This is a genomic window from Psychrobacter immobilis (assembly GCF_003148585.1).
Classification (GTDB): domain Bacteria; phylum Pseudomonadota; class Gammaproteobacteria; order Pseudomonadales; family Moraxellaceae; genus Psychrobacter; species Psychrobacter immobilis.
Genome location: NZ_QGGM01000025.1, coordinates 1 through 15,639, shown reverse-complemented (window position 1 = coordinate 15,639; position 15,639 = coordinate 1). Strand labels below are relative to the sequence as shown.

General features: G+C 41.9%; 12 protein-coding genes and 1 rRNA gene. 4 read left to right on the top strand and 9 right to left on the bottom strand.

The window, feature by feature from the left end; translation table 11 throughout:
• Positions 1 to 156 precede the first annotated feature (156 nt).
• Positions 157 to 1,125, bottom strand: a complete 969-nt coding sequence (gene murI, locus C8D84_RS13485; RefSeq protein WP_228244558.1) for a glutamate racemase — start codon at positions 1,123 to 1,125, stop codon at positions 157 to 159.
• A 292-nt stretch (positions 1,126 to 1,417) separates the two neighbouring features.
• Positions 1,418 to 2,113, bottom strand: a complete 696-nt coding sequence (locus C8D84_RS13480) for a DUF1285 domain-containing protein (protein WP_109592763.1) — start codon at positions 2,111 to 2,113, stop codon at positions 1,418 to 1,420.
• 613 nt (positions 2,114 to 2,726) lie between these two features.
• On the opposite strand from C8D84_RS13480, the gene C8D84_RS13475 reads away from it, so the two are divergent.
• The gene (locus C8D84_RS13475) at positions 2,727 to 4,364 is read left to right on the top strand and encodes an electron transfer flavoprotein-ubiquinone oxidoreductase (RefSeq protein WP_109592767.1); all 1,638 of its coding nucleotides are present in this window, start codon (positions 2,727 to 2,729) and stop codon (positions 4,362 to 4,364) included.
• A 133-nt stretch (positions 4,365 to 4,497) separates the two neighbouring features.
• Here C8D84_RS13475 and C8D84_RS13470 read toward each other — a convergent pair whose 3' ends face one another.
• Positions 4,498 to 5,994 (bottom strand): alanine/glycine:cation symporter family protein, encoded by a 1,497-nt coding sequence (locus tag C8D84_RS13470; RefSeq protein ID WP_060491926.1) that lies wholly within the window; start codon positions 5,992 to 5,994, stop codon positions 4,498 to 4,500.
• A 1,111-nt stretch (positions 5,995 to 7,105) separates the two neighbouring features.
• Between C8D84_RS13470 and C8D84_RS13465 the strand changes: the two genes are divergently transcribed.
• The 3 genes from C8D84_RS13465 (at position 7,106) to C8D84_RS13455 (ending at position 10,144) form a co-directional block, all read left to right on the top strand.
• Positions 7,106 to 7,366, top strand: coding sequence for a DUF4212 domain-containing protein (locus tag C8D84_RS13465; RefSeq protein ID WP_045448034.1), 261 nt, complete (start codon positions 7,106 to 7,108; stop codon positions 7,364 to 7,366).
• Between the two features lie 4 nt (positions 7,367 to 7,370).
• Positions 7,371 to 9,239, top strand: coding sequence for a sodium:solute symporter family protein (locus tag C8D84_RS13460; protein WP_055125849.1), 1,869 nt, complete (start codon positions 7,371 to 7,373; stop codon positions 9,237 to 9,239).
• A gap of 359 nt (positions 9,240 to 9,598) precedes the next feature.
• The gene (locus C8D84_RS13455; RefSeq protein WP_060491928.1) at positions 9,599 to 10,144 is read left to right on the top strand and encodes a hypothetical protein; all 546 of its coding nucleotides are present in this window, start codon (positions 9,599 to 9,601) and stop codon (positions 10,142 to 10,144) included.
• Positions 10,145 to 10,228: 84 nt separating this feature from the next.
• Here the strand turns inward: C8D84_RS13455 and C8D84_RS13450 are convergent, their stop codons facing one another.
• From C8D84_RS13450 to rrf, 6 genes are all read right to left on the bottom strand, one after another.
• Positions 10,229 to 10,834 (bottom strand): rhomboid family intramembrane serine protease, encoded by a 606-nt coding sequence (locus C8D84_RS13450; RefSeq protein ID WP_109592761.1) that lies wholly within the window; start codon positions 10,832 to 10,834, stop codon positions 10,229 to 10,231.
• 52 nt (positions 10,835 to 10,886) lie between these two features.
• A complete protein-coding gene (locus tag C8D84_RS13445) occupies positions 10,887 to 11,936 on the bottom strand; it encodes a 5'-nucleotidase (protein WP_109592759.1) in 1,050 nt (349 codons plus the stop codon).
• A gap of 346 nt (positions 11,937 to 12,282) precedes the next feature.
• Complete coding sequence (locus C8D84_RS13440; protein WP_045448043.1) at positions 12,283 to 13,572, bottom strand: TRAP transporter large permease; 1,290 nt, start codon at positions 13,570 to 13,572, stop codon at positions 12,283 to 12,285.
• Positions 13,569 to 14,096, bottom strand: coding sequence for a TRAP transporter small permease (locus tag C8D84_RS13435; RefSeq protein WP_055125846.1), 528 nt, complete (start codon positions 14,094 to 14,096; stop codon positions 13,569 to 13,571). The genes C8D84_RS13440 and C8D84_RS13435 overlap by 4 nt, the downstream gene beginning before the upstream one ends.
• A 17-nt stretch (positions 14,097 to 14,113) precedes the next feature.
• A complete protein-coding gene (locus C8D84_RS13430; protein ID WP_109592756.1) occupies positions 14,114 to 15,175 on the bottom strand; it encodes a TRAP transporter substrate-binding protein in 1,062 nt (353 codons plus the stop codon).
• Positions 15,176 to 15,511: 336 nt separating this feature from the next.
• Positions 15,512 to 15,626 (bottom strand): 5S ribosomal RNA (rrf, locus tag C8D84_RS13425).
• Positions 15,627 to 15,639 lie beyond the last annotated feature (13 nt).

Sequence of the window (15,639 nt, the reverse complement as noted above, 5' to 3'; positions counted from 1 at the left end):
TAAATAGTTCAATGAGTCTGGTTTGTTTGTACCAACTTAATCTGCTCTTTCTCATATGACTATCCTAGATTATTTTACTTATCTAGGACAGCCCCATTTATTTTTAATATATCAATATTATGGTTATGGGTTTGATATAAACACCTTTAGCTGCGCCTATTCAGAACAGTATTGCAAGATGGCGTCTTTGCCAAGCAAACGCGCTATTAAAGTACCCAGTTTATCATCGAACTTAGTCGCATAAAAAATCAATGGCGGTCGAATGACAACTTTTGTTCTGTCAGTTGTTTCTAAACAATGATCATCTGGAGTATTGTCAACCAATGCAGACAGCTGGTTTGCAGCCAATAGCTGCTTAACTCGCTCAGCAATCGCTTGTCCAGAATCAATGACCTGTATCGCTAAGCGCTGCTGAGCAATCTCATTTAACAAAAACGTTTTGAAAAACGGATAGTGCGTACAGCCTAGTACCAATTGATCAACACTATCATGAGCAAATAATGTGAGCTGCTGGCGTAATCTTAAAGCAGTATCGTCCTGCTCTGGCATTCCCGCCTCGACCCAAGGTACCAATTGCGGATCAAAATATTTGGTCACTACCGTATTGTTGGGTTTAGCAAAGTGATCGATGACCTCATTAAGCAATGTGCCATTCAAGGTAGCCTTAGTCGCTAAAACGACCACGCGACCAGTTTTGCTCGCCGATATGGCGGGCTTTAGCGCCGGTACTAATCCGACGATAGGCAGCTGCGGATAACGCCGTCTGGCTGTTTCCAAAGCATAGGCTGAGGCGCTATTACAAGCAATAACAATGAGCTTGCAGCCCTGCTCATACAACCAATCAACGGCTGTTAAAGTCAACGCTTCAATATCGGCGCTATCACGATTACCATAAGGCACATTTAAGGTGTCTGCATAATAGACATAACGCTCGGCAGGCAACTGCTGTGCCAAATGTAGATAAACTGACAGTCCACCGACACCAGAGTCAAACAATCCGATTGGCGCATTGCGCTTTTTATTATTTATAACTGTGCCAATATTCGTTTTATGGATGTCAGCTTTAGCATTAGTTGCACTCTCGACATGCTCAACATGTTTACCATCAAAGCTATCTGAGCGCATTTTCACCCTATTTAAGCTATTACATGTAGTAATATCCATCACTACTCTACTGCCATTTTTATATACATATCGTCATCTTTATGCTGTTTGCTGTTTGCTGTTTAGCATACTACAGTAATTATCTGGTGATTTATCGCTATAGTCGGTTCAATATAATTTGGATACAAGGAGAGCAAGCGAAAGTACTACAGATAGTAGACTAAGCGAGCCTGACACCGTATTTGATTTATATAGAATTGACTATATCTAAACCGTAAATCATTTGACTGATACATAGCTTTAAATCCTTACGTTAACTGGCTGGCATCGACAGCTCATAAAATTTTCCGCCACTTTGTAACGTCAGTATCGTCTCACCATTTTGCTCTGTCAATTCGCCAATTTCGGTCAAGTGATAAAAAGTATTACGCCCAATAAGTGCGTCCAAACCATTTCTAACGGGCATATAAGGACGTACCTGCATATCCATTGCTGTCTGCTGATCAATCGTATCATTGTCTGTAGGATTATACGCCTTTAATGTGATGGTGTGCTCATCATCTAAACGCACCACATCGCCAGTCGTCGTGGTAAATTCTAGCCAACGGTTATTGCCTTCGTTGACGATACCGACGTCATTGATTAATAAAGGGGCATCTTCAACTTGGATACGGATTTTCTGTACTGGCGTCTTTAAAAAATATTCAATGATGCCATTATTGTCTTCTTTCCATAAAATAGTCGCAAATAGGCTCACCAATGACTCTCTGGTCATTTGCCCGCCTTCATGCCACCACTCGCCATTTGCCTTTATGACCAGATCCATATCGGCCACATCTTTTGGGTGCCATTTATCCAATGGTGGGATGGCACGTCCTTCGCGTTTGCCTACAGTAGACTTTAGATACTGACTGAGCGAATCCATATTACTTAGCTCAGATGGCACGTCTTTTGGCGGTTTAGCTACCGATTCATCGTTTTGAATTGTGTCTTCATTATTGTTATTCATCTTATAATCCTTTACTTAGCATTCAAAGTTTGGCAAATCTATTATTACTATAAATTTTAGTTTCGGGTATGATGAAAACATATCATCTTAGCACCATCATTAGTTCAATCTTACCTTAACATCGATACTCATAAATGCGTATCGTGTTTGTAGGACTTTTCTTTTATAATGAGTAACGATTTTTTATTGAAATGGTCAAGTGGGTGTTGTGTTAATGACACATTTTACGTGATGTGTTGATATCCTTAAATACATGGATCTCGACAGTAACATGGTCAATTGATGTCGCAAAGACAGTTTTTATCGGGCAGCCATATGTCTGAGTAATGTTAGCGCCGCAAGTCTATTATTCAATTGTTAAGCTAATGATGCCCTGAGATAAGCCACTAAAAGTTTAGGAGTAGGTATGCAAGAGCAAGACAATCAAAAGCCAGTCATTGATAGTGACACTGTGAATACTGACCCATCAGTAGCGACAGAGACGGCAAATCTAGATAAAGCAGAGTCAGCCGTTGTGACCCAAGAAGTGCCAGCTGAAACAGTCGCTATCGACAAAGCGCCAGAGCCAGTAGTAGAAGCTGTCGCGGCAGAGCCTGAGATTGAACGTGAGTCCATGGAATTTGACGTTATCATCGTCGGTGGTGGACCTGCTGGGCTATCTGCCGCTATCCGCCTGCGTCAGCTCGCTATCGCTGCTGGTAATGATGAGTTTATGGTTTGTGTGGTCGAAAAAGGTTCTGAGTTTGGTGCGCATACCTTATCAGGTGCTGTCATCGAACCACGCGCCTTGAACGAGCTGATACCAGACTGGAAAGAAAAAGGCGCGCCGCTTAATGTGCCAGCGACCGAAGATCGCTTTTATTATCTAAACTCAGCCACGCGCTCTACTAAAGTACCTGACTCGTTGATTCCAGGACCGATGCACAACAATGGCAACTATATTGTCTCATTGGGCAATGTGGTGCGCTGGTTGGCGGTACAAGCTGAAGAGCTTGAAGTCATGATGTTCCCAGGCTTCCCTGCAGATGATATTTTATATAACGATGATGGTTCTGTACGTGGTGTCTTAACGGGCGATATGGGTGTGGCTGCCAATGGCGAAGCCAAGCCTAGCTTTGAGCCAGGTTATGAGTTACTTGCTAAATACACTATTTTTGCCGAAGGCAGCCGTGGTCATTTAGGTAAGCGCTTAATTAGCCGTTTTGATCTTGATAAAGACTCAGATCCTCAGCATTATGGTATCGGTCTAAAAGAGCTGTGGGACGTAGCCCCTGAGAAACACGAGCAAGGCGTGGTCATGCACGGTCTTGGCTGGCCATTGACCGAAACAGGATCTACTGGTGGCTGGTGGTTGTACTTCGATGAAAACAACCAAGTAAGCTTTGGTCTTGTCGCTGACTTGTCTTACCACAACCCATACATGTCGCCATTCGATGAGATGCAGCGCCTAAAAACCCATCCCGTCATCAAAAACGTATTGGAAGGCGGCAAGCGTATCTCTTATGGCGCACGTGCTTTAACCAAAGGTGGCTTAAACTCTCTACCGAAATTCACTTTCCCAGGTGGTGTCTTGGTTGGTGATGATGCTGGATTCTTGAACCCTGCTAAAATCAAAGGCACACACACCTCGATGAAGTCAGGCATGCTCGCCGCCGAAGCGATCTTTGAGGCACTACAAGCTGAGCGCCAGCATGACGAAGTCGTTGCCTATACCACCATGTACAAAGAATCATGGTTGTATCAAGACAATTACGAGTCGCGCAACTTCTCACCTGCGATCCATCGTATGGGTCTATTCATGGGCGGTGCTTTCACCTTTATCGAGCACAACTTGCTAAAAGGTAAAATGCCATTTACCTTGCATGACAATATTCCAGATTACGATCAGTTAGAGCGTGCTAACCATGCTTATCAACCAACCTATCTCAAGCCTGATGGTAAGTTGGTATTTGATAAATTATCATCGGTATTTATCTCTAATACCAACCATGCAGAAGATCAGCCAACGCATCTAAAACTCACTGACCCAACGGTACCTATCTCTATCAACTTACCGTTGTATGCTGAGCCTGCGCGTCTATACTGCCCAGCGGGTGTATACGAAGTGGTCAAAGATGCTGAAGGCGCTAAGTTTGTTATCAATGCTCAGAACTGTGTACATTGTAAGACTTGCGATATCAAAGACCCTTCGCAGAACATCACTTGGGTAACACCAGAAGGTGGCGGTGGTCCTAACTATCCAAACATGTAAATCAGGATAACTCTGATTTAGCATAGTATATGTATCGTTATTAAAAATCATACCTCAATAAAAACGCCCTTTTTTCTAAGAGAAGGGCATTTTTTTGTGCCTACCACAAGCAATCCTGCTTCATCCGTACCGCTTAATCTGTCCAAGCATCACGATTGGCTTCGTTTTTCAGCTTCACAAAGTCATCAGGATTAAACTTGATTTGATCGCCAGTTTTACCTTCTTTAATCTGACGCTCGTAATCCCGCAATATGCGCAGCGCTACGGGTGACAAGATTAAAATAGCGACTAGGTTAACGAGTGCCATTAGACCCATTGATAAGTCAGCGAAGTTCCATATGGCAGGAAGACTGGCAATAGCACCCACAAATACCATGCCAAGTACCATAAAGCGGAATATCATGATCATGACTTTAGCATTTTTGGCACCAGAGATGAATTCAAGATTTGACTCACCATAGCTATAATTGGCAATGATAGAGGTGAAAGAGAAGAAGAAAATAGCAATCGCAACGAAAATCACGCCCATATCACCCACATACTGCGACAGTGCCAACTGAGTCAGCTGAATACCTTCTTGCTCAACACTAGGATCGACCACACCGGACAAAATAATAATCGACGCCGTTGCCGTACAAATGACAAGCGTATCCATAAATACACCCAGCATTTGCATAAATCCTTGCACCGCTGGATGATCGGGGTGACTCTTAGCCGTTGCCGCCGCATTAGGCGCTGAACCCATACCCGCTTCGTTTGAAAACAGACCACGCTTGATACCGTTAATCATTGCCTGAGCAATACCATAACCAATCACCCCGCCTGCTGCTTGCTCAAAACCAAATGCTGATTTAACAATTAACACAATCGCCGCTGGGAATTGACTAAAATTCGTCACGATAATGAACAAGGCTAATAAGATATAGAGAATCGCCATAACGGGTACGATTTTACCCGCAATACGAGCAACCGAGCGCAAACCACCGAATACCACTGGCGCCACTAATACAACCAATACCAAGCCTGTCATCCACGTTGGAACCCCAAATGCTTCGTTGGTCGCTTGTGCGATGGTATTTGACTGCACGCCATTAAAGGCTAAACCGAACGCTACTAATAAGCATAATGAGAAAAATATCGCTAGCCAGCGCTGACCGAGACCTTTTTCGATATAATAAGCCGGTCCACCGCGGTAAACATTGTCATTGTGCGGCACTTTATAGGCTTGTGCTAATGTTGATTCGATAAAACTGGTCGACATACCGACGATCGCAGTCATCCACATCCAAAACACTGCACCCGGACCGCCAAGGTAAATCGCGATTGCGACCCCTGCCAAGTTACCCGTACCGACCCGCGCTGCCAATGAGGTCATCAGCGCCTCAAATGAGCTGATGCCGCCATCTTTACGCCCTTGATTGGACACGCGCAATAGCTGCCACATATGCCCAAAGTGGCGAAACTGAATAAAACGTGTGGCAATGGTGAAATACAAACCCGCACCAATCAGTACGAACATCAGTAATCCATACCAAGGGTTACTTGCAATTAGCCAATCATTGTTGCCCCAAATAATACTGACACCATAATTGACGATGCTATTAAACCAACCTGCTATCCCTTCACCCATACTGCTATCCTCTCACTTACATTTTATACTGCTAGTATATTTTATGGATTGATGTGATTAATGATATTTAAAAATGCTTACTAATCCCTCTGCCTACTCATGAAACAGTAAATATCTGATTAATATACTGGCAAAGTAAATCACTAACATCCTGTCGCTACATTTTAACTGACTAGAGATTATTTAACTATTTCAAACCTCTATTATAGAAATTAAATAATTACGAACTTTTGCAAGATATTTCGATAAAAATCAAAAAAATATTTTTTATATGAAATATTGAAGAAAACTTTTGAGACTAGGTACAACAGATAGATTTTAAAACGTATTCATATAAACACCATTCCAAAAAAAATAGTCACTGCCATAATATTTATTGAGTAAAGTATTGGCTATATTTATAGAATGAATGACTTTTATTGCTAATAATGCTCTAATACCTCTATAAAACTAAATCCTTAATATAAATAAGGTTTTAGCACAGCTCCTGAGCAACGGCCGTTTTTTTAGCTGGTCTCTCTAACATAAGTTGACCATGGTTTCCATAAAGCAAACATTTAGTTACATAAAGTAAATAAAATTTATTTATTGTTAATTAAGTCAATATTGTATATATTCCCAATAAGTTCATAAATATTTCTTGCAATACTCATTGGCATGAATAATAAGTTGAAATATTAAGACAATATCATCAGGGATGATGAGCATAATAAGACAGAGGACTGTCAATCAATACCGACCCTCCTCCATAAATCCTCATCTCTATGTACTATAAATCCAGTCATTCTATAGCCCATAAATCTTGTTAGATGTTTAGGTTATAGTCGACCCACAGCCATATTTTACAATGTAAATTTTTAGCAAAATCGAACCACAGAAAAGTATTTTTCGTAGTGCTTTGATTAATAGAAATCTGCTTTTTTTTCGATAATATTGGGTTACTTACTACTGGTTGGTCATTCTGCTTTATCAGCCTATAAACTGATTTTAGGATTCGTTTATAGACAACGTATCGAACTGTCTTCCATCATGTGATACATGCTAAAGCAAAATAACTTGTCAGGCTCAAATCAGTAATCTTGTTTTTATGTTAGGCAAAAGGAGTTGTCCTATGGAAAACCACAACGATCCATCCGGTTATTGGCGTGCCAATGTCCGTCTCATTTTAGGTAGCCTATTTATTTGGGCGCTATGCTCATACGGGTTTGGGATTTTGTTACGTCCTCTCTTAGCAGGTATTAAAATCGGTGGTACCGACTTGGGCTTTTGGTTTGCTCAGCAAGGATCTATTGGGGTATTTATCGTTTTAATTTTCTTCTACGCTTGGCGTATGAATAAGTTAGATAAACAATACGGCGTAGACGAGGAATAGCCCCATGAGTCAATTTACGATTAATATTATTTTTGTAGGTCTATCTTTCGCTCTATACTTCGGTATTGCAATTTGGGCACGTGCTGGCACAACGAGTGAATTCTACGTAGCAGGCGGCGGTGTTCACCCTGTCGTCAACGGTATGGCAACGGCTGCTGACTGGATGAGTGCTGCGTCATTTATTTCGATGGCAGGTATTCTTGCCGCTGGCGGTTATGGCGCATCAACTTATTTGATGGGTTGGACAGGTGGTTATGTACTACTGGCAATGCTCCTAGCGCCTTATTTACGTAAATTTGGTAAGTTTACGGTACCTGACTTCATCGGTGACCGTTTTTATTCAAAAACGGCAGCAATGATTGCCGTAATTTGTTTGATTATCGCCTCAACCACATACGTTATCGGTCAGATGACAGGTGCCGGTGTCGCTTTCTCACGCTTCTTGGAAGTTGAAAACACTACTGGTCTACTGATTGCTGCGGTTGTTGTCTTCTTCTATGCTGTACTTGGTGGTATGAAAGGGATTACTTATACGCAGGTAGCGCAGTATGTGGTTCTAATGATTGCATATACCATTCCTGCTGTTTTCATCTCACTTGAGTTAACAGGCAATCCAATTCCAGGTTTGGGCTTGTTTTCAAACCATGTGGAAGCAGGCGTTCCTATCTTAACCAAGCTAGATCAGGTGGTTACTGACTTGGGTTTCACGGCTTATACCGCTGATGTCCCTAACAAGCTAAACATGGTGCTATTTACCTTATCACTCATGATCGGTACAGCAGGTCTACCACACGTTATCATCCGCTTCTTCACCGTACCTAAAGTCGCTGATGCGCGTTGGACAGCTGGTTGGACGTTGGTATTTATCTCGTTGCTATACTTCACTGCTCCTGCCGTAGGTGCGATGGCACGTTTAAACCTGATTGATACGATTTATCCACAAGGGGTAGCAGAAGCACCTATAAACTATGATCAACGTCCAGACTGGATGAAGACATGGGAAGATACCGGTCTTATTAAATATAATGATCTTAATAATGATGGTCGTATCCAAATGTACAACGACAGTGGACTTGGTGCCGCTGAGCTTGCCTTGAGTGCTGCACAAGCGGATGGTGGCGATGTAGCCGCTGCCACTGCAGCCGTAGAGACTGCACGTGTCGCACAGGATCTAGAACTTGATGGACGCTTTACCGCAGCAGGCTGGAAAGGTAATGAGCTGGATGTCAATGCCGATATCTTAGTATTAGCTAACCCAGAAATTGCGAATCTTCCACCATGGGTTATTGGTCTTATTGCCGCAGGTGGTTTGGCAGCAGCGCTCTCAACAGCAGCAGGCCTACTACTCGCTATTTCGTCAGCGATCAGTCATGACTTGATTAAACGAAACCTTAATCCAAACATTACTGATAAAGGCGAATTGAGAGTTGCGCGTATTACGATGGGTGTTGCGATTGTAGTTGCTACTTGGTTAGGAATAAATCCACCAGGGTTTGCCGCACAGGTAGTCGCATTAGCATTCGGTATCGCTGGTGCATCGCTCTTCCCTGCACTGATGATGGGTATTTTCTCTAAACGGATCAATAATGTTGGTGCCATCGCTGGTATGCTAACAGGTCTGATTAGTATCCTTGTTTATATCTTTGTCTTTAAAGGTTGGTTCTTTATTAGCGGTACAGCGAACTTCCCTGATACGGCAGAGTATTGGTTGTTTGGTATCTCACCACTATCATTTGGTGCGATTGGGGCATTGCTTAACTTTATCGTAGCGTTTGCTGTCTCTTATGCTACTGCTCCGCCACCATTACACATTCAAGAGTTGGTTGAAAGTGTCCGCTCTCCACGTGGCGCAGGCGGTGCAGTCGACCACTAAGTATATAAATGAGAATATATCTTCAGTTACTATATATCACTCACAGGCAGTAGCTGCTTGTGAGTGATTTTTTATCTCTTACTTATTATAAAAAATGTTAGATTTTTGCTTTATTGAATATACTTTATTAACTATGCTTAGGGCGTGTTCTCAATTAAATCGATTACCCTCTAAATGGGCTAAAAATGGCTAAATTTTGCCAAACATCGTTAAATAGCTTATCAATATCTCGATATTATTTGCGCTACTTTCCTTGTTTGACGGTAATTTATCTCATTTTTATTACCATTTTTAAAATGAGGACACGCCCTAGTTAAAAGCGCTTAATTAAAAGTGCCTAACGCATTAAGGAAGATTTTATGCTTTTTGAGTTTATCGCTACCATTGCTGCCGCATTTGGCATGGCTGGTCTGGCACTCATTATAACTCACCTCAGTAAACTGGCTGGCAAACGCGCACCAAAGTGGCTTATTCCTTTGTTTGCTGCGATTGGTATGTTTGCCTTTCAAATACACCAAGAGTATAACTGGTATGGTCAGCAAGTGAGCAAGTTACCAGCAGGCGTGCAAGTCGTCAAAGTAGCAAAAAGCACCGAGTGGTTTCGCCCATGGTCTTATATCAAGCCGCAAATATTACGTTTTATCGCTGCCGATACCGCCAACGCTAGCGTACAGGTAGACAATCCAGATGTATATTTGGTTAATTTATATCTGTTTGAAAGACGCAGAAGTGTGCAGAAAGTACCACAAGTTATAGACTGTCGTATTCCTGCACGTGCCGATTATGTCATACCCGAAAAAGACAGTAAGCTAACGATTGATGAACATGTCAAGCAAACAACAGCATGGCGAGAGTTGGCAACAGATGACCCGTTGTTCATTAGTATTTGTACTGACAAAAGCTAACCTCCTCATAAATATACAAATAAAACCCTGCTAAAATATCTGATTACTAAGGGGTTTAAGACGGCTTATATTATAGTCATGTATTCAATTGCGCTGAGAAGTTGCGGTATAAGTATGCTTAGAATTAGCGCCTAACAGCAATCCAGCGCATAGACCACCGAAGTGCGCCGCAAACGAGATACCTTGTTGCGGCATCAATCCTTGCTTGATGGTCAACCAATAGCCAGTACCCATGACAATACAGGCAATCAAATAACCCCAACGCCGCGCAAATACAGCACCACCTATCATATAGCCGAGCATCGCGAAGCATAGCCCTGATGCGCCAACATGAATTGACAATGGCGAGCCAATGATCCAAGTGACCAATCCAGATGCGATAATGAGCTTAATCACTGTTCGATAAGCATTCTTCTCAAACAATCCAAACAAAAATAAAATCTGTAACAACGTCAAAGTGTTACCAAGCAAATGTGAAAAATTGCCATGCATCGTCCATGACGCAAACACTCCAATCATGCTGCCCACGTCTAAGGCACGAGGCACAATCCCAAAGATATTCCACATGCCAAATAATACCACTTCATTTAAAAAAAACATGCCCCACATCGGTATTAATACAAAAGCATATAAACCTATAACCTGCTTTATTCGTATCATAATCAAGCTAAGCAGTTGCTGCCAATTCATATAATGCCCTATTCTTTTAATTCATGTTTTAATTCATGTTTTTAGCGATATTTTAATGACTCAGCGTAGTAGTGGAGCGTGTTACAGGTGTAAAATCTAACAATGCAGCCTCTTTGTCAGTCATCAAATAACTGTCACTATGTAATAACGACGTCGAGTGATAAGGCACTAAAGCGGTGGGCACAAAACGACGAGCGGCATCGATATGTTTGATAGAATCATCAAAAAAGATATGAGGTGCAAATGTTCTAAGTACAGCTGTTTTTTCTAAACCTCCTAAGAAAAACGCCATATCAACATTGACACCCCACTCTCGCAATGTCTTAATCGCACGCAGATCAGCAGGTGCGTTGCGAGCTGTCACCAATGCAATCTTTATTGGAGAATACTTGAGACCAGCAGGTAGACGTTCCTGTAAATTTGATAGTTTAATCAACAATTCAGCATAAGGGCCTTTTTCAATGGGTAAATCACGCATCTGTATTTCGCGATCGTGAAAAGCACGCAGTCCTTTTTGCTTGTACAGTAGCTCACCTGAATCATCAAACAGCACCGCATCACCATCAAAAGCTATACGCAACTGATCGGTATCTAACTCATAGGTATTGACAGGGGTTGCGTCGAGTATCGCACAAGCGCAGATATTGGCATCAGCCACTTGCTGGGCATCTTCGCGATTGGTCGTCAAAAATAGATCGACATTGAAGTCTTTAATATAAGGAGCCACAGGACTGCCTGAAATAAAAGCCGAGCGTGAGATAGTCAGCTCATGCTCAAGAATTGCATTGAGGACTTGAATGCCCGTATCTGGACTACTCTTTGAAACAATGACCACTTCCACCAAAGGTGTCTCAACCTCTAAATCTTGCATACTATCATTGCAATAATTATTCAGATTTAATAAAGCTTTAATTAATGGATAACCAGCACCAATACTGAGAGCATCGTTTTCACGCTTGGTCATATAGTCTCGAAACTCTTTTATGGCGCTTACAGGTCTCTGCTCTAGCAGCTCTAGCAAATAATTTTCTGATTCGGTTAAATCAAAAAGTGCCGTTGCAGAAATCGCGACGATGAGCGTATTACTAAAATCGACTGCCATGATTTTCTCTATTTATAAAGTTATCTATTCGGAAATGCCAACCAGTTTACTACATTCACAAGCCCTTAGAATGATAAGAAAAGTTATCCACGTATAATGTCATTTAGTATAAAAACCACCTTCTAAGTAATCCAAATGACCGCTCAAAAAATGTCTCATAATGTGACTTTATATGCCTTTATGTGGAATAATTTAACCATAGAATTGTTATGTCGACTTTTTCTTTTATCATAAAAAAGCCATATTGTTATGAAAACAATATGGCTCTATTAATGAACAATACAGATGAACAGTGTAGATAAACGACGCAGCTATGATTTTCTAAGCTTACTTTTATCAATAGCGCTTACGTTAGCAGCACTAAAGATATCGCTGGAAAGGCGACCAAAATAACCAGTCGAATCAGATCAGAGACAATGAACGGTGCGACCCCGCGGAACATATCAGACAGCTTAATATGCGGTGCCATTGCCTTAATGACAAAGATATTCATCCCCATCGGCGGCGTAATCAGTCCAAGCTCTACTGTCAATACAGCGATGATACCAAACCATACGGGATCAAACCCTAACGCCACAATGATTGGATATACCACTGGAATGGTAATGACCAGCATCGCCAAAGCATCCATGAACAACCCTAAGAGGAAGTACATGATTAAGATACAGATCAGTACAATCATTGGGCTAACTGCTAATGTACCAATCCAAGTCGCTAGCGTATAAGACAAGCGTGAAACGGAGATAAAGTAACCCAAGGCTTCTGCACCCAGCAGCATAAAGAATACCACCGCTGATAATGCAAGCGTTTCAATCAAAGACTGCTTTAGACCTTTTATACGCATGCCTTTGGCAAAAGCATAAGCCCATGATACAAACGCACCGACTGCTGCCCCTTCTGTCGGAGTGAATAACCCAAAGAAAATACCAGCGATAATCACAATGAAAATAAAGCTAAATGGTATGAGTCCCGTCAATGACAGCAGCTTGGCTTTCCAAGAAGTAGGCTCACCGCGACGCGCTAAATGCGGCTTCCAGCGTACCATAATCATAACAGTGATTGAATACATCACCATGCCCAAAATCCCAGGCAAGAAACCAGCGATGAACATGTCACCGACTGACTGCTGGGTTAAGATGGCATAAACCAGTAGCGCAATGCTAGGCGGAATCATAATACCTAACGTGCCACCCGCTGCTAAAATACCACAGGCAAAACCTGGTTGATAACCATACTTCTCCATTTGTGGCAGCGCAACCTTGGTCATAGTGGATGCTGTGGCTAAGGATGAGCCTGAGATAGAAGCAAAAATACCAGAAGATCCTATGCCAGCGATACCCAAACTGCCCCTCACTCCCCCAAAAATAGTTCGGGTAGCTTCAAACAATTTCCCTGCCATCCCTGAATGGGTAGCAAAGACTCCCATTAAAATAAATAAGGGAATCGCACTAAAGTCATATTTGGCTAACACATCTACCGGAATATCTTTGAGCATTTGTAATGCACCACTGGGCGCCGTCACTGCGCCAAAACCAACCAATCCAACACCTAACATGGCAAGCGCCACTGGAACTCGCAGGACAACAAGCAGGATCATGACGATTAAGCCAATGGCTCCAATAATTTCTGGACTCATGCGCCTGTCTCCTCGGCGTCAAAGAACTCGCCCGTTTTAAAGATATTGATGGATTCGATTAATGAGCGAATGGCGAGTAAGAGACTTAAAAATGCACTAAATGCATAGATGGGCATCATTGATAATCTAAGATCTTGAGTGACTTTGCCGTATTCTATGGCATCAACAGCACTCTCATAAAGCCCCCAAGCAAAAACGATACCAATGACGAAAAAGCCCATCATAAAGACGCCCATCATATAACCTTTAATGGCTTGCGGCATTTTTTGGGTAAAGACATCAACGATGATTTGTGAGCGTTCGACGAAAGCGCCAAAGGCAGCAAGTAAAGCAAAGAGCATGAAGTAAGAAACGATCTCTACACTGCCTTTAACGGTAAAGCCAAACTCACCACCAGTCAGCTTGAAAATATAACGAGCAGTCACATCGAGCATCGTTGTGAGGACAATAATAATAAGACTAATACCACCAATAAACTGGCATAATCTAGAGATTAGAATACTGATTTTTACTAAAAATGCCATGTGACACCTCCAATGGGTTATACCACTTTACAAGCGGCACTGGCAGCTTTTGCTTTCTCATAGACACTATCAGCATCTAAACCCAAAGCATTGACATCACTTAGATATTTTTTAGTACCCTTTTCAAGTGGTCCTTTCCAATCAGGATCATTCAATGGATCAGGAATTTCAACGATCTCATCGCCTTTAGCTTTAGCAGCTTGAATGGCCATTTGATCATGCTTATCAAACACTTCACCAACTTTATTAGCCAATGCCATTCCTGAGTTTTTATCCAATACTTGCTTTAAATCATCAGGCAAGTTGTTATATTTATCCTTATTCATAGTAACCATCAGCGCCGAACTATAAAAAGGAATGTTGGTATGATATTTGGTGATTTCGTCAATTTTGAACGCTGTTACGGCCTCCCAGGGAAAACTCAACCCATCGACGACGCCGCGCTGTAGCGAGGTATACATATCATTAGCAGGCAATCCTACTGGTGATGCCCCAGCGCTTTCGATAATATCACCTGCGACTGCAGAAGGGCGTCGGATGCGCATACCTTTCATGTCTTCAGGAGTCCGAATCAACTTATCCGTAGTATGCAGTGAGCCAGGCCCAGCGCCATACATGAATAGTAGATGTGAGTCTTCATACTCACTAGCAAGCGTGCCATCCTCATAAAGCGTCTGAAGCATACAACCCATTTGAGTCGCTGAGTTTGATAAACCAGGAAGTTCAGTGATTTGAGTTAAAGGAAAACGTCCACTGGTATAACCATGTGCTTGTGAACCGATATCTATCGTACCTTTAGCAGCAGATTCGTACGTAACATCTGCTTTGGCAAGACCCGCGGAAGGATACAACTCCACTTTTAGACGACCATTAGAATCTGTCTCTATTTGCTTTGCCCAAGGTTCAAAAACCTCTGTGCTGATAGAGGAGGTTGCTGGCCAAAAGTGGGAGAAGCGTAAAACGGTCGTTTCTTGAGAGGTTGCTGATGAGCCATCAGTCGCGTTAGAAGATTGGTTAGAGCAGCCTAAAAGACTTACAGCCGCTAAGGCACCAATTGAAAAAAGAGGAGTTAGCTTCATTATCAATTCCTTTTGATAATTGTGAAAATAGGAGTAATACATCACTGGTAAATAATCCAATCTATACCAGATGTAATAACTTACAAGTTTCAAATATATCTTTTACATACCTGTAATAAAAATCTAGTTTAAAATTAGCAGCTATAATGATATAAGTCAAATCATTTTGATTGCAGGACTAGAAAATATATTCATAAAATTGCATAGCATTTAAACAAAAAAATCGTCAATTCAAATAGAAAATACACTTATAGAATGAAGAAGTCGATAGTATAAAAACCAGACAAAGAAAACCCCCTTCTGCTTATGCAGAAGGGGGTTTTACTTTGAATAGAGAGCTGACGATGACCTACTCTCACATGGACGAATCCACACTACCATTGGCGCAATGATGTTTCACTTCTGAGTTCGGGAAGGGATCAGGTGGTGCCATCATGCTATTGTCGTCAGCAAAGGGGGTTAGA

Excerpts from the sequence above, each read along its gene's own strand:
- murI (WP_228244558.1), bottom strand. The coding sequence starts at position 1,125 with ATGCGCTCAGATAGCTTTGATGGTAAACATGTTGAGCATGTCGAGAGT.
- C8D84_RS13480 (WP_109592763.1), bottom strand. The coding sequence starts at position 2,113 with ATGAATAACAATAATGAAGACACAATTCAAAACGATGAATCGGTAGCT.
- C8D84_RS13475 (WP_109592767.1), top strand. The coding sequence starts at position 2,727 with ATGGAATTTGACGTTATCATCGTCGGTGGTGGACCTGCTGGGCTATCT.
- C8D84_RS13470 (WP_060491926.1), bottom strand. The coding sequence starts at position 5,994 with ATGGGTGAAGGGATAGCAGGTTGGTTTAATAGCATCGTCAATTATGGT.
- C8D84_RS13465 (WP_045448034.1), top strand. The coding sequence starts at position 7,106 with ATGGAAAACCACAACGATCCATCCGGTTATTGGCGTGCCAATGTCCGT.
- C8D84_RS13460 (WP_055125849.1), top strand. The coding sequence starts at position 7,371 with ATGAGTCAATTTACGATTAATATTATTTTTGTAGGTCTATCTTTCGCT.
- C8D84_RS13455 (WP_060491928.1), top strand. The coding sequence starts at position 9,599 with ATGCTTTTTGAGTTTATCGCTACCATTGCTGCCGCATTTGGCATGGCT.
- C8D84_RS13450 (WP_109592761.1), bottom strand. The coding sequence starts at position 10,834 with ATGAATTGGCAGCAACTGCTTAGCTTGATTATGATACGAATAAAGCAG.
- C8D84_RS13445 (WP_109592759.1), bottom strand. The coding sequence starts at position 11,936 with ATGGCAGTCGATTTTAGTAATACGCTCATCGTCGCGATTTCTGCAACG.
- C8D84_RS13440 (WP_045448043.1), bottom strand. The coding sequence starts at position 13,572 with ATGAGTCCAGAAATTATTGGAGCCATTGGCTTAATCGTCATGATCCTG.
- C8D84_RS13435 (WP_055125846.1), bottom strand. The coding sequence starts at position 14,096 with ATGGCATTTTTAGTAAAAATCAGTATTCTAATCTCTAGATTATGCCAG.
- C8D84_RS13430 (WP_109592756.1), bottom strand. The coding sequence starts at position 15,175 with ATGAAGCTAACTCCTCTTTTTTCAATTGGTGCCTTAGCGGCTGTAAGT.